This window comes from Stenotrophomonas sp. TD3 (assembly GCF_001939825.1).
Classification (GTDB): domain Bacteria; phylum Pseudomonadota; class Gammaproteobacteria; order Xanthomonadales; family Xanthomonadaceae; genus Stenotrophomonas.
The window spans coordinates 525,886-542,087 of sequence record NZ_MOYM01000002.1 but is presented as its reverse complement, the minus strand read 5'-3'; the positions used below and the strand labels follow the sequence as shown (position 1 = coordinate 542,087).

General features: G+C 66.4%; 12 protein-coding genes. 6 read left to right on the top strand and 6 right to left on the bottom strand.

What is annotated here, in order from left to right; genetic code table 11:
- The first annotated feature begins 211 nt into the window (after window positions 1–211).
- The 5 genes from BKE09_RS19340 (at window position 212) to lpdA (ending at window position 8,291) form a co-directional block, all read left to right on the top strand.
- On the top strand, window positions 212–1,624 hold the full coding sequence (locus BKE09_RS19340) for a cupin domain-containing protein (protein ID WP_075677347.1): 1,413 nt from the start codon (window positions 212–214) through the stop codon (window positions 1,622–1,624).
- A gap of 9 nt (window positions 1,625–1,633) precedes the next feature.
- Window positions 1,634–2,530, top strand: a complete 897-nt coding sequence (locus BKE09_RS19335; RefSeq protein WP_075677346.1) for a GNAT family N-acetyltransferase — start codon at window positions 1,634–1,636, stop codon at window positions 2,528–2,530.
- Window positions 2,531–2,716: 186 nt separating this feature from the next.
- Window positions 2,717–5,548 carry a 2-oxoglutarate dehydrogenase E1 component gene (locus tag BKE09_RS19330; protein ID WP_075677345.1) on the top strand — a complete coding sequence of 944 codons (2,832 nt, stop codon included), beginning with the start codon at window positions 2,717–2,719 and terminating at the stop codon, window positions 5,546–5,548.
- A 40-nt stretch (window positions 5,549–5,588) separates the two neighbouring features.
- The gene (gene sucB, locus BKE09_RS19325; RefSeq protein ID WP_075677344.1) at window positions 5,589–6,791 is read left to right on the top strand and encodes a dihydrolipoyllysine-residue succinyltransferase; all 1,203 of its coding nucleotides are present in this window, start codon (window positions 5,589–5,591) and stop codon (window positions 6,789–6,791) included.
- A gap of 63 nt (window positions 6,792–6,854) precedes the next feature.
- On the top strand, window positions 6,855–8,291 hold the full coding sequence (gene lpdA / locus BKE09_RS19320) for a dihydrolipoyl dehydrogenase (protein ID WP_075677343.1): 1,437 nt from the start codon (window positions 6,855–6,857) through the stop codon (window positions 8,289–8,291).
- A 139-nt stretch (window positions 8,292–8,430) separates the two neighbouring features.
- Here the strand turns inward: lpdA and BKE09_RS19315 are convergent, their stop codons facing one another.
- Window positions 8,431–9,336 (bottom strand): LysR family transcriptional regulator, encoded by a 906-nt coding sequence (locus tag BKE09_RS19315; protein WP_240502942.1) that lies wholly within the window; start codon window positions 9,334–9,336, stop codon window positions 8,431–8,433.
- A gap of 123 nt (window positions 9,337–9,459) precedes the next feature.
- Between BKE09_RS19315 and gstA the strand changes: the two genes are divergently transcribed.
- Window positions 9,460–10,062 (top strand): glutathione transferase GstA, encoded by a 603-nt coding sequence (gene gstA / locus BKE09_RS19310; protein WP_075677339.1) that lies wholly within the window; start codon window positions 9,460–9,462, stop codon window positions 10,060–10,062.
- Between the two features lie 25 nt (window positions 10,063–10,087).
- Here gstA and BKE09_RS19305 read toward each other — a convergent pair whose 3' ends face one another.
- From BKE09_RS19305 to BKE09_RS19285, 5 genes are all read right to left on the bottom strand, one after another.
- Complete coding sequence (locus BKE09_RS19305; protein ID WP_075677337.1) at window positions 10,088–10,336, bottom strand: hypothetical protein; 249 nt, start codon at window positions 10,334–10,336, stop codon at window positions 10,088–10,090.
- Window positions 10,333–10,545: a hypothetical protein gene (locus tag BKE09_RS19300; RefSeq protein ID WP_010486834.1), complete on the bottom strand. Its 213-nt coding sequence runs from the start codon at window positions 10,543–10,545 to the stop codon at window positions 10,333–10,335. The genes BKE09_RS19305 and BKE09_RS19300 overlap by 4 nt, the downstream gene beginning before the upstream one ends.
- 169 nt (window positions 10,546–10,714) lie before the next feature.
- Window positions 10,715–12,304 (bottom strand): alkaline phosphatase D family protein, encoded by a 1,590-nt coding sequence (locus BKE09_RS19295; RefSeq protein ID WP_075677335.1) that lies wholly within the window; start codon window positions 12,302–12,304, stop codon window positions 10,715–10,717.
- Window positions 12,304–14,541, bottom strand: coding sequence for a TonB-dependent receptor (locus tag BKE09_RS19290; RefSeq protein ID WP_075677333.1), 2,238 nt, complete (start codon window positions 14,539–14,541; stop codon window positions 12,304–12,306). The genes BKE09_RS19295 and BKE09_RS19290 overlap by 1 nt, the downstream gene beginning before the upstream one ends.
- A 173-nt stretch (window positions 14,542–14,714) precedes the next feature.
- Window positions 14,715–16,145: a replicative DNA helicase gene (locus BKE09_RS19285; protein ID WP_075677331.1), complete on the bottom strand. Its 1,431-nt coding sequence runs from the start codon at window positions 16,143–16,145 to the stop codon at window positions 14,715–14,717.
- Between the last annotated feature and the right edge of the window lie 57 nt (window positions 16,146–16,202).

Here is a 16,202-nt window from a genome sequence, read left to right as displayed (position 1 = left end):
CCCCTGCATGGCCCACCCGCCCGGCCCAGCTCATGAAGACGGTCGACTAACAGTCGACCCTACCAAGATGTCGCCACGAGAGGGTCCGCCGCTGGCCGGACACCCCGCGACAATCCCGCGCACGTGCGCAATCCCCACGAACGGCGGACAATGGAGATCTCAGGCGGCCCGCCGTGCCGCCCCTCCCGCTTTCCGCTGCAAGGATTCCCCCATGGCCGCCCGCAAGTCCTCCGCCCCCCTGATCGAAGTCACCGCCCGCCCCGGCCAGCCGCTGGGCATGGCGCCGGCCACCTTCCTGCGCGACTTCTGGCAGAAGCGCCCGCTGCTGATCCGCAATGCCTTCCCGGACTTCCAGACCCCGGTGCAGCCGGAAGACCTGGCCGGACTGGCCTGCGAAGAAGGCGTGCTGGCACGCCTGATCGAGCACGACAAGACCCAGGACGGCTGGCGCGTGCGTACCGGCCCGTTCCAGGAAGACGTGTTCCCCGCCCTGCCCGACCACGACTGGACCCTGCTGGTGCAGGACGTGGACAAGTGGGACCCGGACGTGCGCGCCCTGATCGAGCACTTCAGCTTCCTGCCGCGCTGGCGCATGGATGACGTGATGATCAGCTTCGCCGCCACCGGCGGCTCGGTCGGCGCCCATGTCGACCAGTACGACGTGTTCCTGCTGCAGGCCCACGGCCACCGCCGCTGGCAGATCGACGCCAGCGAATCGATCAAGGGCAAGCAGCCGCCGCTGGGCTTCCGACCGGACGTGGAGCTGAAGCTGCTGAAGGTGTTCAAGCCGACCCACGACTGGGTCCTGGCGCCGGGCGACATGCTGTACCTGCCGCCGAACGTGCCGCACCACGGTGTCGCCGAAGATCCCTGCCTGACCTTCTCGTTCGGCATGCGCGCACCGGCGTCGGCCGAGCTGATCAGCGACTACCTGGACACCCTGATCGCCGATGCCGACGAGAACATCCGCTACCAGGATGCCGATCTGAAGGTGCCGGCCGACCCGAACGAAATCGACACGGTGGCGATGGCACGGGTGATCACCGCCCTCAACGCCATCCGCATGAACGACCCGGACAAGCTGGGCGACTGGTTCGGCCGCTTCATCACCACCTACCGCGCTGCCGGCGAAGTGATGGCCCACCAGGCCGCACCGGCCGCGGAGGAAGTGGTCGAAGCGCTGGCCTCGGGCCTGCTGCTGCAGCGCCACCCGTGGGCCCGCCTGGCCTGGCGCCGGGCCAAGCGTGGCGCCAGCCTTTACGTCAGCGGCCAGGACTTCGCGCTGCCGGTGAAGGACGCGCAGCGCCTGGCCGGTGCCGAGCAACTCGACGCCGCCGCCTATCGCGGCCTGTCCGACAAGGGCCGTGCCGTGGTCCAGCAACTGCTGGTCGGTGGTGTGTTCCAGCTGATCGACCCGAATGAGGTATACGAGGCCGAAGACGAGGAAGACGGCGAGGATGCCGTGGTGCTCGGCGAGGTCGTCGAAGGCCGCGACCGCGTGGATGCGATCGACGCTGAAGCGATGTCCGACGATGTCCACTCCGTGACCGTGCACGACGACGGTATCGAGGTCATCGTCAACTTCGAGGACGACGAAGAAGACGACAGCGCCGGCCGGGCCTGAGCCACCGCCATGATCCGGGTCCAGCAGGTCAGCCACGCCGATGCCCACGCCGCCATCCACGAGGTGCGCCAACGCGTATTCGTGCAGGAGCAGGGCATCGCCGCCGAGCTGGAACGCGATGCACTGGACCCGGTCAGCGCCCATGTGCTGGCGCTGGACAGTGACGACCAGCCGGTCGGCACCGGCCGGCTGGCCCCGGACGGCCGCATCGGCCGTATGGCCGTGCTGGCCAGCCATCGCAGCAACGGGGTCGGCGAGGCCCTGCTGGCGGCACTGGTCGAAGCCGGGCGCCGGCTCGGCCTGGCCGAGCTGCACCTGCATGCCCAGCTGCCCGCCCGCGACTTCTATGCACGCCAGGGCTTCCTGCCCGAGGGCGAGGTGTTCGAGGAAGCCGGCATCGGGCACCAGCAGATGCGCCGCCGGCTGGGCGCGGCCAGCGCCATCGACAGCCGCGCCGAGGCGGCGGCGATCACCACGGCCATCATCCACCGCGCCCGTCGCAAGCTGTGGCTGCACAGCCGCCAGCTGGACCCGGGCCTGCTCGACGCGCCCCCGGTACAGGCCGCCCTGCGCCGCTTCGTCACCGCCCGCCACGACAAGCAGCTGCGGGTGATCGTGCACGACGCCGCCGCGATCGCCGCTGCCGGCGCGCCGCTGCTGGCGCTGGCCCAGCGCCTGCCAAGCGTGATCCAGTTCCGCGAGGTCAGCGATCCGGTCGACCGCGCGCTGGCCTCGGCCTGCCTGCTCAACGATGCGGGCGACTTCTACTTTCGTCTGATCGGCCATCGCCTCGACGGCGAGGCCGGCATCGCGCTGCCAGCACGTTCGCAGCCGTTCGAGCAGCAATTGCAGCGTGTCTGGGACCGTTCGCGCGATTGCAGCGAACTGCGTGCGCTCGGCATCTGAGTCGGCACGGCTGACCCAACCTGTCTGGAACCGGCACCGGCGGACGCGGGATGCCTGTGGTGGTGCCCCTTCGTGTCCGGTTGGGGGTACAATTTGGCTGTTTGAACGCGCCCGCGCAGGGCTATTCATCTTCCTGCCGGGTCCTTCTGAAGCCATACCCCACAAAGCGAATCAACACCCTCCATCGTGGACAATCAACTGAAGCAGTTTGCGCAATCTTCGCAACTCGCCGGCGGCAACGCCTCCTATGTCGAGGACCTGTACGAGCAGTACCTGGTCTCCCCGGATAGTGTCGATCCCAAATGGAAAACCTACTTCGACGGCTTCAAGGGCCGCGAAGCAGGTGACATTCCGCACTCGGCCGTCATCTCCCACATCGCGGACGCGGCCAAGGATGCGCTGAAAGCCGGCACCGGTAACGGTGCGGGCGACGAGCGTGAGCGCAATGTCGGTCGTCTGATCACCGCCTACCGTTCGCGCGGCCACCTGGACGCCCGCCTCGACCCGCTGGGCCTGGCCGCGCCGGTCAACACCCCGGACCTGGGCCTGCCGTTCCACAGCCTGTCCGATGGCGACCTCAACAGCGAGTTCAGCACCGGCGGCGTCGGCGGCCAGCCGCGCATGAAGCTGCGCGACCTGCTGGCGCGCCTGAAGGCGACCTACACCGGCTCGATCGGTGCGGAGTTCATGCACATCTCCGAGGTCGAGCAGCGCCAGTGGATCTACAAGAAGCTGGAAGCGGCCGGTGGCAACTACCAGCTGGACGCTGACACCCAGCGCCGCACCCTGGAGCGCCTGACCGCGGCCGAAGGCCTGGAGCGCTACCTGCACACCAAGTACGTCGGCCAGAAGCGCTTCTCGCTTGAAGGCGGCGACTCGCTGATCCCGATGATGGACACCATCATCCGCAGTGCCGGCAAGGATGGCGTCAAGGACGTGGTGATCGGCATGGCCCACCGCGGCCGCCTGAACGTGCTGGTCAACACCCTGGGCAAGAACCCGCGCAAGCTGTTCGACGAATTCGAAGGCAAGTTCGAGCACGACGAGCACGCGTCGGCCGGTGACGTGAAGTACCACATGGGCTTCTCCGCCGACGTCGCCACCGATGGCGGCCCGGTGCACCTGGCGCTGGCGTTCAACCCGTCGCACCTGGAAATCGCCGACCCGGTCGTGGCCGGCTCCGTGCGTTCGCGCCAGGAGCGCCGCAAGGACACCGCACGCAAGCAGGTCATGCCGATCCTGATCCACGGCGACGCGGCCTTCTCCGGCCAGGGCGTGGTCATGGAACTGTTCCAGATGTCGCAGGCCCGCGGCTTCGCCGTCGGCGGCACCGTGCACATCGTGGTCAACAACCAGGTCGGCTTCACCACCTCCAACCCGCTGGATACGCGTTCCACGCGCTATGCCACCGACGTGGCGAAGATGATCGCCGCACCGGTGCTGCACGTGAACGGCGATGATCCGGAAGCGGTGGTGTTCGCCGCACAGCTGGCCTTCGAGTTCCGCCAGACGTTCGCCAAGGACGTGGTCATCGACCTGATGTGCTACCGCCGTTGGGGCCACAACGAGGCCGACGAACCGGCGATCACCCAGCCGCTGATGTACCAGGTGATCCGCAAGCACGCCACCACCCGCGAGATGTACGCCGAGCAGCTGGAAAAGGCGGGCGTGATCGCCGCCGGCGCCGGCAAGGCGATGGTCGATGCCTACCGCGAGAAGCTGGACGCCGGTGAAGTGACCACCGAGCTGGCGAAGGTCGAGAAGACCCCGCCGACCAGCCCGCTGTTCGTCGATTGGCCGAAGCTGCTGGAAGGCAAGCTGTCCGACCCGGTCTCGACCAAGGTCGAGAAGAACAAGCTGGTCGAGCTGGCCAAGCTGATCAACACCATTCCGGACGAAGTGCAGCTGCACTCGCGCGTGGCCAAGGTCTACGACGACCGCCGCAAGATGGCCGCCGGCGAGATCCCGGGCGACTGGGGCTTTGCCGAGAACCTGGCCTACGCCACCCTGCTCGACGAAGGCCATGCACTGCGCCTGGTCGGCCAGGACGTGGGCCGCGGTACGTTCACGCACCGCCACGCGATCCTGCACGACCAGAAGACCGACAACTACTACATGCCGCTGCGGCAGCTGGTGGATTCGCCAGAGAAGGCCACCGTCATCGATTCGCTGCTGAGCGAAGAAGCGGTGATGGCCTACGAGTACGGTTTCTCCACCACCGATCCGAACACGCTGTGCATCTGGGAAGGCCAGTTCGGCGACTTCGCCAACGGCGCCCAGGTGGTGATCGACCAGTTCATCGCCGCCGGTGAAGCCAAGTGGGGCCGCATCTCCGGCCTGACCCTGCTGCTGCCGCATGGCTATGAAGGCCAAGGCCCGGAACACAGCTCGGCGCGCCTGGAGCGCTTCCTGCAGCTGTGCGCTCTGGAGAACATGCTGGTGGTGGTGCCGTCGACCCCGGCACAGGCCTTCCACATGCTGCGCCGCCAGCTGCACCTGACCACCCGCAAGCCGCTGGTGGTGATGTCGCCGAAGTCGCTGCTGCGCCACAAGCTGGCCGTGTCGACCCTGGACGAACTGGCCAACGGCGAGTTCCAGCACCTGATCGGCGACGCCAACGCGGACGCCAAGAAGGTCAAGCGCGTGGTGCTGTGCTCGGGCAAGGTCTACTACGACCTGCTGGAAGACCAGACCAAGCGTGGCCAGGACGACGTGGCGATCATCCGCGTGGAGCAGCTGTACCCGTTCCCGCGTGCGCTGCTGGCTGCCGAACTGAAGAAGTACGGCAAGGCCACCGACGTGGTGTGGACGCAGGAAGAACCGCAGAACCAGGGTGCGTGGTACCAGATCCGCCACCACCTGCAGTTCTGCCTGGCCGATGGCCAGAACCTGCACTACGCCGGTCGCGCACGTTCGGCTTCGCCGGCTGCCGGTCACATGGCTGACCACGTCCGCGAACAGCAGCAGCTGGTCGCCGATGCACTGGTCAACCCGTTCAACGACACGTTCGCTGAATAATCCTCCCCCTATTTAGAAGACAAACCAGGAAGCTCCCGCAATGGCCACCGAAGTCAAAGCCCCGGTACTGCCCGAATCCGTCGCCGACGGCACCATCGCCACCTGGCACAAGAAGGTGGGCGACGCCGTCAAGCGCGACGAAAACCTGCTTGACCTGGAAACCGACAAGGTCGTCCTGGAAGTGCCGTCGCCGGTCGACGGCGTGCTCAAGGAAATCAAGTTCGCCGAAGGCTCGACCGTGACCTCCAGCCAGGTCGTGGCGATCATCGAGGAAGGCGCCGTCGCTGCTGCCCCGACTCCGGCCGCTGAAGCCGCTCCGGCTGCCGCCGCTGCCCCGGCCGCCGCGGCTCCGGCCGCTGCCGCTGCTCCGGCCCCGGCTGCCAAGTCGGCCGCCGACGCGCTGCCGCCGGGCGCCCGCTTCACCGCCATCACCGAAGGCGTGAACCCGGCCGACGTCGACGGCACCGGCCGTCGCGGCGCGGTGACCAAGGAAGACATCGTCAACTTCGCCCGCAACGGCGGCGCCGGCAAGGCCGGTGGCGCACGTCCGGAAGAACGCGTGCCGATGACCCGCATCCGCAAGCGCATCGCCGAGCGCCTGATGGAGTCGAAGAACTCCACCGCCATGCTGACCACCTTCAACGAAGTCGACCTGTCCAAGGTCTCGGCGGCGCGCAAGGAACTGCAGGACGAGTTCGTCAAGGCGCACGGCATCAAGCTGGGCTTCATGAGCTTCTTCGTGAAGGCCGCTGCCAACGCGCTGCAGCGCTTCCCGCTGGTCAACGCCTCGATCGACGGCGACGACATCATCTACCACGGCTATTCGGACATCTCGATCGCCGTGTCGACCGAGAAGGGCCTGGTCACGCCGGTGCTGCGCAACGTTGAGCGCATGTCGTTCGCCGACATCGAGAAGACCATCGCCGACTACGCCAAGAAGGCCCGTGACGGCAAGCTGAGCCTGGAAGAACTGCAGGGCGGCACCTTCACCGTGACCAACGGCGGCACCTTCGGTTCGCTGCTGTCGACCCCGATCATCAACCCGCCGCAGAGCGCCATCCTGGGCATGCACGCCATCAAGGAGCGTCCGATCGCCCAGAACGGCCAGGTCGTGATCGCGCCGATGATGTACCTGGCGCTGTCGTATGACCACCGCATCATCGACGGCAAGGACTCGGTGCAGTTCCTGGTGGACATCAAGAACCAGCTGGAAAACCCGGGCCGCATGCTGTTCGGCCTGTAAGAAACCTCCCGCCCCTCCGCGCCTGCGCGGAGGGGTTCTGGTAATGCATCAAGGAATAATTCAATGGCTGAACAATTCGACGTCGTCGTCATCGGTGCCGGCCCGGCCGGTTACCACGCTGCCATCCGCGTGGCCCAGCTGGGCCTGAAGACCGCCTGCATCGACGCAGCGCTGGGCAAGGACGGCAAGCCGGCGCTGGGCGGCACCTGCCTGCGCGTGGGCTGCATCCCGTCCAAGGCGCTGCTGGATTCCTCGCGCCAGTTCTGGAACATGGGCCACATCTTTGGCGACCACGGCATCAGCTTCAAGGATGCCAAGATCGACGTCGAGGCGATGGTTGGCCGCAAGGACAAGATCGTCAAGCAGTTCACCGGCGGCATCGGCATGCTGTTCAAGGCCAACAAGGTCGCTGCCTATTATGGTTTTGGCGAACTGCAGCCGGGCAACGTGGTCAAGGTCACCCAGCATGACGGTTCCATCGTCGAGCTGAAGGGCACCAACGTCATCATCGCCGCCGGTTCGGATTCGATCGAACTGCCGTTCGCCAAGTTCGACGGCGAGACCATCGTCGACAACGTCGGCGGCCTGGACTTCACCGAAGTGCCGAACCGCCTGGCGGTGATCGGCGCCGGCGTGATCGGCCTGGAACTGGGCAGCGTGTGGAAGCGCCTGGGCGCTGAAGTCACCATCCTGGAAGCACTGCCGGAGTTCCTGGCCGTGGCCGACGCCGAAGTGGCCAAGACCGCTGCCAAGGAATTCAAGAAGCAGGGCCTGGACATCCGCCTCGGCGCCAAGGTCTCCAAGACCGAGATCACCGGCAAGGGCAAGAAGAAGGAAGTCGTTGTCACCTACACCGACAGCGAAGGCGAAAAGACCCTGACCGTGGACAAGCTGCTGGTGGCCGTTGGCCGTCGCGCCGCCACCAAGGGCCTGCTGGCCGAAGGCACCGGCGTCAAGATCAACGAGCGCGGCCAGATCGAAGTCGACGCACACTGCCACACCGGCGTCAACGGCGTGTGGGCAGTGGGCGACTGCGTGCGCGGCCCGATGCTGGCGCACAAGGGCTTCGAGGAAGGCATCGCGGTGGCTGAGCTGATCGCCGGCCTGCCGGGCCACGTCAACTTCGACACCATCCCGTGGGTCATCTACACCGAACCGGAACTGGCGTGGGTCGGCAAGACCGAAGCCCAGCTGAAGGCCGAAGGCATTCCGTACAAGGCCGGCAGCTTCCCGTTCGCCGCCAACGGTCGTGCCGTGGCGATGATCGAGCCGGCAGGCTTCGTGAAGATCCTGGCCCATGCCGAGACCGATCGCATCCTCGGCATGCACCTGGTCGGCGCCAACGTCTCCGAGCTGGTGCACGAAGGCGTGCTGACCATGGAATTCAGCGGCTCGGCCGATGACCTGGCCCGCATCTGCCACGCCCACCCGTCGCTGTCGGAAGTGATCCACGACGCGGCGATGGCGGTCAGCAAGCGCGCCATCCACAAGGCGAACTGATCTGCACCCAGGTGGGTGCCGACCGTTGGTCGGCACACTCCTGCAAACAGAAAACCCCGCTTCGGCGGGGTTTTTTGTTGCCCGCAACCCTGCCGGGCAGCTGACGCCCCCACGCTCGGGCTCCCCGCCGGTAGCGGGCTCACGCTGATCCAGTCGCACTGCCCGCAACGGCCGTGGCCAGCTCCTGCATGAAGACCTGCGTTGCACGCGATGCGCGACCCGCCGGCGAACAGACCAGGCCAAACAATCGACGGATGGCCGGCTTCACCGGCAGCACGCGCAGACCGTGGAGACCGTGGAGATCATCCGGCAACGTCGATTCCGGCACCAGCGAGACGCCCAGTCCCTCGCGCGCCAGCACGCACGCGCTGGCCCAGTCGCGCACGGTCACCCGTACGTCGCTCAGCTGTAGACCAGCGTCCGCCATCAGGCGCTGACCGTTCACCGCACAGCCCCCTGTTGCGAGGATGAAGGGTTCGCCCGCCAGCTCGCTCAAGGCCACACCGCTTTCCGTGGCGCGACGCCCCAGCGGATGCGCCTGCGGCAGCACCGCCATCCACCCATCGCTGCCCAGCATCAACGGGACGCGATCGGCAGCGGGGTTCATCACCACGCCGGCATCGACCGTGCCCGATTCGAGCCAGCGCTCGACCTCCTCGTCCGTACCCTCCACGATCACCACCTCGATGCCCGGGTGGCGGCGCTGGAAATCCCGCAGCAGCGCTGGCAGCACGCTGGAAACGAGTGACGGGAAGGTCGCCAGACGGATGCGTGCGCCACTGAACCCCTGGCTGTCATCGGCCAGCGCACGGATCGCCTGCAGGCCGCCCAGCATGATGCGTGCGTGTTCGATCACCCGCTGCCCAAGCGCGGTGATCTCCACCTGGCGCCGCTCGCGCACGAACACCGCAAACCCCAGGGAGGACTCCAGCTGGGCCAGAGCCTGGCTGGCACCGGACTGGCTGATGCCGACCCGGCCAGCGCCACGCGAGATGGTTCCCTCGTCGGCCACCGCAACCAGCAGGCGCCAGTGGGCAAGATTCATCATGACAGGCAGTAGCCCAGCTTATGGGAGGAAAATCGAAGATTGATTTTACCGGATACAGCTCGCACAGCAGACTGCCTCGTACCGGCTGACCCGGCCGTCCTTTCTCCCTCGAGACCGTCCATGAAGCTGTACTACGCGCCCTACACCTGCTCGCTGTCGCCCCATATCGTGCTGCGTGAGCTTGGCCTGCCCTTCGAGCTGGTCAAGGTCGACAACACCACCAAGCAGACCGCGGATGGCCGCGATTTCCGCACCATCAACCGCAAAGGCTATGTCGCGGCGCTGGAACTGGATGACGGGCAGGTGCTGACCGAAGGCCCGGCCATCGTCCAGTACCTGGCCGACCTGAAACCCGGATGCGCGCTGGCCCCACCCGTCGGCAGCTGGGAGCGGGTACGACTGCAGGAATGGCTGAACTTCGTGACCAGCGAGATCCACGCCGGCTCGGCGCCGCTGTTCAATGCCGATCTGCCGGAAGCGGCCAAGGCCTTCTTCCGGCAGAAGCTGTTCAAGCGTTTCGACCTGCTGCAGGAGACGTTGGCAACGCAGGACTTCCTCATGGGACCAGACTTCAGCGTCGCCGATGCCTATCTTTTCACCGTGCTTGGCTGGTGCCGCTTCTTCTCCATCGAGCTGGCGGCGTGGCCGGCGCTGCCTGCCTATGTCCGCAGGATCAACGCGCGACCGGCCGTGCAGGCGGCGTTGCGCGCAGAGGCAGCGTGATGTAGAGCCGAGCACAGGCTCGGCGCTACACCTTTCCGGCTGGCTTCTTCGGTGGATCCTCACAGACCCTGTGCTGCACAACCGTATCGCCGACCTTCCATTCCTTCGCGACCCTGCAGCGCTCCTTGGCCTTCTGCACAGAGACCGCTGCAGCGTTCGCCTCGTCAGCCGCGGCGGTCTGCTGGCGTTCCAGCCACACCGAGGGCGGCGCTGGAGGCGCGGCCAGTACCGGCCCCGCAAGCAGGACCAGACCGACCAGCAGCACCGTCCTCATGCAGCCACCGCCCGGCCACCGAGCAGGCGTGCCGGCAGCATGAACAGCGCGCGCAGGAAGGCGAACAGCGCCGAGAAAGTGATGCCGACCAGGCGGAACGGCAGGCTCAGCAGCCACACGAACGGCCAGGCGATCAGGGCGAGGATCGCCAGCGGCCAGCACAGCACGAACAGCAGGCACCACACACCGAGCGCGAACAGGGTCTTCATCACGGTCTCCTTGGGGCGGCACCCTGCCGCCTGCGGACACCTTGGCGCCCCACCCTGGCCGCCCGCAAACGGTTTGCGACGAAACCCGGGCTGGGAGCGATGAAACCGATGGTGGGGAAACCGGAGATTCAGGAGGTTGCCGGCCAGCGGCCGGCACTACCGAACGGATTCACACCGGCAGTGCGCCCGGGCGGCCGTGGGTCACCTGGAAACGCGCCGCTGTATGCACCGCCGCATCCGGGCGCAGTACGCTGTCGGCGAAGCGCAGCTCGGCGTCCACGGTCTGCCGGTTCAGCTGCAGCTTCCACCAGCCACGGCGGTCGCCGTCGAAATAACGGATATGCGGATTCTGCGGAATCGACGGCCCGTAGTACGGCCCGTAGGGCGTGTCGTCGCCGCCACTGCTGATCGCCGGGGCGATGAATTCGGTGGCCACGACCGGCGCACTGGCCGCGTCGAAATCCAGCTTCAGATCGTTGACGAAAGAGGAATGCCAGTCACCGCCCAGCACGATGGCATTGCCCTGCCCGCCCGCCTGCATCGCCTGCAGCAACCGGTTGCGTGCGGCGGGATAGCCATCCCAGGCGTCATTCCAGAAGCGCTCGCGTGGCGTGCCGCCGTCCAGCCGCAGCTGCGCCATCAGCAGCTGCTGCACCACCACGTTCCAGCGCATGCCTTGCGCCGCGGCCATCGACTGCGCGAACCACGCTTCCTGCCCCACGCCGAGCATGCTCATGCGCGGGTCCAGTGCGGCATCACAGCGTGGCGACTCGCCGACGCCACAGGGATTGGCCGGGCGGAACTGACGGCAATCGAGCAGCGTCAGCTGTGCCAGGTCGCCATAGCGCAGGCGCCGATGCACGCGCAGGCCGCCATTGCCCACCGGCGAGCTGCGCATCGGCAGGTGTTCGTAGAACGCGCGATAGGCTGCCGCACGACGCACGATGAAATCTTCGGTCGATACGCCCGGCTTTTCCGGGTGGATGCCGGAGTAATCGTTCTGCACTTCATGGTCGTCCCAGATCACCGCGAACGCGTGTGCGGCGTGCGCGGCCTGAAGATCCGGATCGAGTTTGTAAAGCGCGTACTGGTCACGGTAGCGCTCCAGACTGACGGTCTCGCCACTGAAGCGCTCGGCATCCAGCGTAAGACCACGCGCGTTCTGCAGCGGGCTGTACTCGTACAGGTAGTCACCGGCATGCAGCACCAGGTCGACATCACTCTTCGCGATATCGCGCAGGACCGGGTAGTAGCCACTGTTCCAGGCCTGGCAGGTGCACAGGGCCAGCCGCAGCTGCTGCAGCGGCGTGTCCAGCAGCGGCGCGGTGCGGAAGTGGCCGACCGCGCTTTCCTCATCGCCGTCGCAGGCAAAACGATAGTAGTAGTCGCGGCCTGGGCGCAGGCCGTTGACCTCCACGTGCACCGAGTGGGCCAGCTCGGGCACCGCGGCCGCAGTCCCCCGCTGCACCAGCCGGCGCATGCCGGGGTCTTCGGCCACGAACCAGCGCACCGGCACCGCCCGCGACGGCATGCCGCCGCCATTGAGCGGGTCCGGTGCCAGCCGCGTCCACAACACGGCCCCCTGTGGATCCGGATCACCGGCGGCGACACCGAGGGTGAACGGATCACGCCCCAGCCGCGGCCGTGGGCCGGCCGTGGCCAGCCCCGGCATCGCCGCCAGCGCGATCGCCGCCCCCGTGCCCTGCCACGCCATGCGCAGCAGGCGACGACGGCGTTCCGGATCGACAGGCCCGCGCATCAGAAGCGCACGGTTGCGGTAGCCATCACCTGGCGCGGCGCACCGACCTGCATGGTCGCCAGGCTGCGGGTCGGGTCGGCGGCGTAGGTGCCGTTGGTGTTGATCGAGGACAGGTAGCGCTTGTCGGTCAGGTTGGTCAGGTTCAACGCCACGGTCAGGTTCTGCGCCGGGCCGAGCTTGCCGAAGTCATAGGCCACCGAAGCGTTGACCAGCCAGTAGCTCGGCACCGACACATCGTTGGTGTAGGTCACGTAGCGCTTGCCCACGTGGTTGGCCGACAGGCGCATGTCCCACGGGCCCGGGGTCCAGGCCAGGGTGCTGGCGAACATCCATTCCGGGGTGTCGACGGTCTTCTTGCCGCGGGTCGGCACCACGCCGTTGTTCACGTAGTCGTTGTCGTAGGTGCTGTCATTCCAGGACAGCGCGTTGGACCACGACAGGTCCTGCATCGGCTTCAGCTGCAGCGTCGCCTCGGCGCCACGGCTGGTCACCGACCCCACGTTGGAGAACAGCGCCGGGCAACCGAGGATGCCCACGCACTGTGCGATCGCCAGCAGGCGGTTGTCGAACTTGACGTCGTACACCGCAACCGAGGCTTCATAGCCACGGCCGTAGCCACGCCAACCCAGCTCGATCGTGCGCGACTGTTCCGGCTTCAGGTTCTGCGCGCTGGCATCGAAGGCGGCCTGCGGCACGTTGAACGGACTGCCCACGCCCAGCGCATAGGCCGCGATGTTCTTGGCGAACGAACCGAAGATCTCGTTGCCTTCGTTGAGCTTGAAGTTGAAGCCGGCCTGCGGCAGGAAGCCCTTCTTCGAGGTCAGGCTGCTGTTGTTGGCATAGCTGCCCAGCGGCGTGCGCACGCTGGTGCGGGTGTGCGGTGACTTGGCGCCGATGTCGATGGTCAGGCGGTCATCGAACAGGCGGAAGCGGTCCTGCACGTAGAACTGGCGGGTAATGGTGGTGTAGCGCTGGTGCCACACGCGCTGGTCCGGGTTGCGCAGGAAGAAGTCGTCGGTGATCGGGCCATCGATGTAATAGAAGTTGCGCTGCACGCTGTGGCCGTTGTCCTCGTACCAGAGGCCGGCCTCCAGTTCGTGGCCACCGACGTTCCAGGTGAACGCCGAGGTCACGCCAGTGCGGTCGATCGCGTACTCGGTGGTGCGGATCGAGATCGGGATCTCCCGGCTGGTACCCGGATTCGACGGATTTGACGGGCTGAACCAGTGACCCTGGCCACGGTTGCTGTGGTTGTAGACGTTGACCTTCAGCCGCATCGACTCGTTCAGGCCGAAATCGCCGGCGATGCTGGACAGGTCGTCATTGCGCAGGCCGTGGCCGGAGTAGTACGCATCCCACGGGCTGTTGACGCCGCCGCTGAACTTGCCGCGCGCGGCGGCGACGGCACGATCCCAGTCCGGCGCGTAGTTGTCCCAGTCCCAGCCGAGGCGACCGATCATCTCCAGCGACAGGTCCTGATAGTCGGCCTCGACGCGGCGCGAGGCGTTGAACAGCGCGGTGATCCTGCTGTCCGTTCCGAAGTTGTAGGTGGCCTTGCCGTTGAACTGCTTCAGCTCCTGCGAGCCCTTGCCCTTCCACTTGTCGCCTTCGGAGTACACGCCGGACAGGTAGGCAGCAAAGCCCTGGTGCTCACCGGTCTCCAGGCGCGCATAGCTGCGTCGCGCACTGTCACTGCCGAAGCCCTGCGCCAGCACCACGCCGTACTCGGTGGACGGATCGATCGAATAGAACTGGAACACGCCACCGAGGTTGCTGGTGGACGGCGTGCCCAGCGCGCCGATGCCGGTGGACACCTCGGCACCGCCCAGGTTCTCGCTGATCACCGCACGGCTGATGTGCAGGCCGTTGCTGTTGCCATAGGCCATGTTGCCCAGCGGGATGCCATCGAGCGTGTAGCCCAGGCGGTTCTGGTTGAAGCCACGCAGGCTGATGGTGGTGGACCATTCGTAGGCGCCGGTGGCATCGGCCGACTCGAAGTGCACGCCCGGCTTGCTGGCCAGCAGCTTCAGCGGGTTGGCACCGGGCGGCAGGATCTTCATGTCCTCGGCGGTCACGCGCTGCACCTGGCGGGCTTCGCCGCGGCCGATCACCGAGATCGAATCGAGGGTGGTCGCCGACTGCGCGTCGGGGGCGGTTTCAGCGACAGCGAGCGACGGCAGCGAAGCACAGACCAGCAGGGCCAGCAGATTGCGGCGAAGCGGAGCGTGGGACGACATGAAGGCGGATTCCTTGGGCACGCTGGACGCCGAAGGGCGGCGTCGAAGGGCAGCAGCGGCGGAATCGTAGAAGCGGCGCGTTACATGTCATTTACACGCCACATACGGAATTTTTGCGTTCCGAATGGTTTGTCGGCCGGTAGGTGATTGCCGGCCAGTGGCCGGCATCACCGTTACTCGAACGAGCCGACCGAATCGTGGGCCAGGTTGTCGAAGCGGGTGTACTCGCCGAAGAACTTCAGCTTGCACGAACCGGTCGGGCCACCACGGTGCTTGCCGATGATGATCTCGGCCAGGCCCTTGTCCGGCGAGTTTTCCTTGTTGTAGTAGTCGTCGCGGTAGATGAACACGATCATGTCCGCATCCTGCTCGATTGCGCCCGACTCACGAAGGTCGGCCATCACCGGGCGCTTGTCGGTACGCGTTTCCAGCGAGCGGTTGAGCTGTGACAGCGCGATCACCGGCACATTCAGTTCCTTGGCCAGGCCCTTCAGCGAACGCGAGATCTCCGAGATTTCGGTCGCGCGGTTCTCGCTGTTGCCCGGCACGCTCATCAGCTGCAGGTAGTCGATCACGATCAGGCCGAGATCATGCTCGCGCTTGAGGCGGCGGCACTTGGAGCGCAGCACTTCCGGCGACACGCCCGGCGTATCGTCGATGAAGATCTTGGTTTCCTTCAGCATCTTGATCGCGCTGGTGACGCGGCTCCAGTCCTCGTCTTCCAGCTGGCCGGTACGCAGGCGCTGCGCGTTGATACGGCCATTGGAGGAAATCAGGCGCATCGCCAGCTGCGATGCCGACATTTCCATCGAGAACACCGCCACGCCCTTCTTCGACTTGATCGCCGCGTACTCGGCGATGTTCAGCGCGAAGGTGGTCTTGCCCATTGCCGGGCGCGCCGCGAGGATGATCAGGTCGGTCGGCTGCAGGCCGGCGGTCATCGCATCGAAATCGTTGTAACCGGTCGGCAGGCCGGTGATGTTGCCGCCGTTCTCGAAGCGGTTGCGCAGCTCCTCGAAGGCATCCTTCAGCGCACCAGGCATGGCCACGAAATCGGTACGGCCACGCGCGCCCTGTTCGGCGATGGCGAACACGCTCTTTTCCGCCGAGGCCAGCAGCTCGCTGCTGTCACGCCCTTCGGGCTGGAAACCGTCGTTGACGATGTCGGTGCCGACCTGGATCAGCTGCCGCAGCACCGCCTTGTCACGCACGATCTCGGCGTAGGCCACGATGTTGGCAGCCGACGGCGTGGTACTGGCCAGTTCGATCAGGTAGGCGCCGTCGCCCACCAGTTCCATCTTGCCCTGCGACTCAAACCACTCACCCAGCGTCACCGCATCGAACGGCCGTTCGCGCTCGGACAGCTCGCGGATCGCCCGGTAGATCATCTGGTGATCGCGACGGTAGAAGTCGCCTTCGGTCAGCTGGTCGTTGACCCGGTCATACGCCTCGGGCGCCAGCATCAGGCCACCCAGCACCGCCTGCTCGGCTTCCACCGAATGGGGTGGTACCCGCAACTGGTCGATGCGCGACTCGTCGCGATCGCGATCGAAGCCATCACCGCGCTCTCTGCGGTTGGAACGGAAGCCGGGACGAGCGGACATGCTGCGGTGTTTCCTGCAAAAGTGGGCCAGACGAGTGTAGGCATGCGCCGACCCCGG